This window comes from Clostridium pascui, assembly GCF_016908015.1.
Taxonomy (GTDB): domain Bacteria; phylum Bacillota; class Clostridia; order Clostridiales; family Clostridiaceae; genus Clostridium_AK; species Clostridium_AK pascui.
This window is the reverse complement of sequence record NZ_JAFBDB010000018.1, coordinates 1-2,158: the sequence shown is the minus strand read 5'-3', so window position 1 is coordinate 2,158 and position 2,158 is coordinate 1. Positions and strand designations below refer to the sequence as shown.

Here is a 2,158-nt window from a genome sequence, read left to right as displayed (position 1 = left end):
TATTAAACGGTTCAAAGATATTTATAACAAACGGTGGAGTAGCTGAAGTATTCATAGTATTTGCTATGACTGACAGAAGCAAAGGAACTAAAGGAATTTCCGCTTTCATAGTTGAAAAAGGAATGCCAGGATTCTCAATAGGTAAAGTAGAAGAAAAGCTTGGAATAAGAGCATCATCAACTACAGAACTTATATTTGAAGATGTTAAGGTTCCAAAAGAAAACCTACTTGGAAAAGAAGGAAAAGGATTTGGAATTGCCATGAAGACTCTTGATGGAGGAAGAATTGGTATAGCAGCTCAAGCTCTAGGAATAGCTCAAGGAGCATTTGATGAAGCAGTAAGCTACATGAAAGAAAGAAAGCAGTTTGGAAAACAATTATACAAATTCCAAGGATTAAGCTGGATGATGGCTGATATGGAAGTTGCAATTGAAACTGCAAGATTATTAGTATACAAAGCAGCTTGGAAGAAAGAAAACAAGATGCCATACAGCGTAGATGCAGCTATGGCTAAATTACATGCAGCAAATGTTGCTATGGATGTAACAACTAAGGTTGTTCAAATATTTGGTGGATACGGATACACTAAAGAATACCCAGTAGAAAGAATGATGAGAGACGCTAAGATCACTGAAATCTATGAAGGAACTTCACAGGTTCAGAAGATGGTTATTTCAGGAAACATATTTAAATAAGGAGGGTACACTTAAATGAATATAATTGTTTGTTTAAAACAAGTTCCAGATACAAATGAAGTTAAAATAGATCCAGCTACAGGAACTCTTATAAGAGAAGGTGTTCCATCAATCATAAACCCAGATGACAAGAATGCTTTAGAAGAAGCTTTAGCACTAAAAGATAAATATGGTGCAAATGTTGCTGTAGTAAGCATGGGACCTCCACAGGCAGAAGTTGCTTTAAGAGAAGCTTTTGCTATGGGAGCAGATAGAGCAGTATTAATTACTGACAGAGCTTTCGCTGGAGCAGATACTCTTGCAACTTCAAGAGCACTTGCAGGAGCAATAGAAAAAATGGGAGACTATGACATAGTATTTGCTGGAAGACAGGCTATAGATGGAGATACAGCTCAGGTTGGACCAGAAATAGCTGAACACTTAAACTTACCACAAATAACTTATGTAGAAGCTGTAGAAAAAGCAGAAGGCGGCTTAATAGTTAAGAGAGCTTGGGAAGATGGATATGAAAACATAAAAGTTCAAACACCAGTTCTTCTAACAGCTATAAAAGAATTAAATGTACCAAGATATATGAGCGTAGGACATATCTTCGGAGCTTTTGATAAAGAAGTAGAAGTATGGAGTGCAGAGTATATTGGAGTAGATAAATCCCTTCTTGGACTTCCAGGATCACCAACAAAGGTTAAGAAGTCAACTACTAAAGAAGCTAAGGGCAAGGGAGCAATAGTAAACCTACCACCTAAAGAAGCAGCAGCAGAAGCAGTTGCAAAATTAAAGGAAAAACATTATATCTAATTTAGGAGGGATTTTTAAATGAATATAGCAGATTACAAAGGCGTATGGGTATTTGCTGAACAAAGAGACGGCGAATTACAAAAAGTTGCTCTAGAACTTTTAGGAAAAGGAAGAGCAATTGCTGATAAATTAGGAGTAAAATTAACTGCATTATTAGTTGGCGGAGAAGGAATGGAAGATGCAACTCGCGAACTAGTAGCTTATGGTGCAGATGAAGTTATATATGCTCACAATCCATTATTAAAGCACTTCACAACTGATGGATACACAAAGGTTATATGTGAACTTGCAAATGAAAAGAAACCAGAAATAATTCTTGTAGGTGCTTCTTTCATAGGAAGAGACTTAGGACCAAGAGTTGCTGCAAGATTATCAACAGGACTTACAGCTGACTGTACAGGACTTGAAACAGAAGATGGAACAAACCACTTACTAATGACAAGACCTGCTTTTGGTGGAAACTTAATGGCAACTATCATCTGTGCTGATCACAGACCACAGATGGCAACAGTTAGACCAGGAGTGTTTTCAAAGCTTGCAAAAGATGAAAACAGAACTGGTGACGTTCAAACAATAGCTATGGACGTAAAAGAATCTGACATCAGAACTAAGACTGAAGAAGTTGTTAAATTAGCTAAGAGTGTAGCTGATATAACTGAAGCTGA

General features: G+C 37.0%; 3 protein-coding genes. All 3 read left to right on the top strand.

Going from position 1 to position 2,158, the window contains the following annotated elements:
- Positions 1-695, top strand: a 695-nt coding sequence (locus JOC70_RS19040) for an acyl-CoA dehydrogenase family protein (protein WP_204600435.1), incomplete at its 5' end; no start/stop codon positions are given.
- A gap of 15 nt (positions 696-710) precedes the next feature.
- On the top strand, positions 711-1,493 hold the full coding sequence (locus tag JOC70_RS19035) for an electron transfer flavoprotein subunit beta/FixA family protein (protein WP_204600434.1): 783 nt from the start codon (positions 711-713) through the stop codon (positions 1,491-1,493).
- Between the two features lie 18 nt (positions 1,494-1,511).
- On the top strand, positions 1,512-2,158 hold a 647-nt coding region (locus JOC70_RS19030; RefSeq protein ID WP_204600433.1), incomplete at its 3' end, for an electron transfer flavoprotein subunit alpha/FixB family protein.

Bases quoted from the DNA above. Each gene is read 5' to 3' on its own strand.
- JOC70_RS19035 (WP_204600434.1), top strand. From the start codon at position 711: ATGAATATAATTGTTTGTTTAAAACAAGTTCCAGATACAAATGAAGTT.